At 38.5% G+C, this 1542-nt stretch carries 1 protein-coding gene; it reads left to right on the top strand.

What is annotated here, in order from left to right; all coding sequences use genetic code 11:
* Positions 1-108 precede the first annotated feature (108 nt).
* Positions 109-1458, top strand: coding sequence for an IS1182 family transposase (locus M3212_RS21570; protein WP_251195970.1), 1350 nt, complete (start codon positions 109-111; stop codon positions 1456-1458).
* The last annotated feature ends 84 nt before the right edge of the window (positions 1459-1542 follow it).

The raw sequence follows: 1542 nt of genomic DNA, 5'->3' as shown, positions 1-1542 counted from the left end.
CAGACTGTTGAGAAAGTCTTCTCAACAGTCTTTTTTTGTAGATATTAATCCGATTATTCGGGTAAATATAGTATAATATAGGTAGATTAATTGTGAGGTGAGTTGTGTATGTTACGCCCTGTCCGTGATAAACAAATAGAATTAGAAATGGTTTCAATTGATCAACTTGTTCCGGAAGATCATCTACTACGAAAAATTGATGATACAATTGATTTCTCGTTTATTTATGATAAAGTAAGACCTTTTTATAGTGAAGATAATGGCCGCCCTCCGGTCGATCCTGTCATGTTATTTAAGATGATGTTTATTGGATATCTTTACGGTATCCGTTCTGAGAGACAACTCGAAAAAGAAATTCAGACCAACGTAGCTTACCGTTGGTTTTTAGGATTGGGGTTATTAGATTCTGTACCTCATCATTCCACGATTAGCTTTAATCGTCATAAACGATTCAAAGATACAACGGTTTTTCAAGATGTTTTTGATGAAATCGTCCTTCTTGCAGTTGAACATCGTATGGTGGGAGGACGTGTACTATTTACGGACTCTACTCATTTAAAGGCAAATGCAAACAAGCGTAAGTTTGTAAAAGAAACGGTTCAGGTAGAGACTCAAGACTATATCAAAGAATTAGATCAAGCTATCGAAGAGGATAGAAAAGCTCATGGAAAAAAGCCCTTACCAAAAAAGGATAAGGAGGTGGAAGTAAAGGAAGTTAAGGTTAGTACCACTGACAAAGATAGTGGCTATATGTTCCGGGAAGGAAAGCCTGAAGGCTTCTTCTATTTGGACCATCGTACGACTGACCTAAAATTTAATATTATTACTGATGTCCATGTAACACCTGGTAATGTGCATGATTCTCGACCTTATTTAGAACGTTTAGATCGTCAATGTCAGAGGTTTGGTTTTGATTTAGAAGCAGTTGGTCTTGATGCTGGGTACTTAACTGTGCCTATTTGTCATGGGCTTGAAAAGAGAAAAATCATGGGCGTGATTGCTCATCGGCGCTTTTCTCCTAAAAAAGGTTTGTTTCCTAAATGGAAGTATACATACGATGTTGACTCCGATACTTATACTTGTCCAAACGCTAAAACGTTGACTTATTCTACCACTAATCGTGAAGGTTACCGACAATATCATTCTAACCCTGAGACTTGTAAAAGTTGTCCTTTACTTTCTCAATGTACAGCTGCTAAAAACCATAAGAAGGTTATCACTCGTCATGTTTGGGAGAGCAGTAAAGAAACAGTGAGAGACAATCGCCTTTCTCCAGAAGGAAAAGTTATTTATAAAAAGAGAAAAGAAACAATAGAGCGAAGCTTTGCGGATGCGAAACAACTCCACGGGCTTCGCTACTGCCGGTTGCGCGGCTTGAAAGGCGCTAATGAACAAGCGCTGATGACCGCTGTAGCACAGAACATAAAGAAGATTGCCAACCACCTCACCAGAGGGTGAGATGGCTGGCAATCTTCTTTTATGAGTAATTTCTTAAATCCTAGAGAAAAAAGCAAAGGCAAAATAGAAACCCCACTTTTCAGA

Source organism: Halalkalibacter oceani, assembly GCF_023715705.1.
In the GTDB taxonomy this organism is placed as follows: Bacteria; Bacillota; Bacilli; order Bacillales; family Bacillaceae_D; genus Halalkalibacter; species Halalkalibacter oceani_A.
This window is presented reverse-complemented; position numbering and strand designations above follow the sequence as displayed.

What these genes read in the sequence shown, in the direction of transcription:
- M3212_RS21570 (WP_251195970.1), top strand. Translation starts at nt 109, where the DNA reads ATGTTACGCCCTGTCCGTGATAAACAAATAGAATTAGAAATGGTTTCA.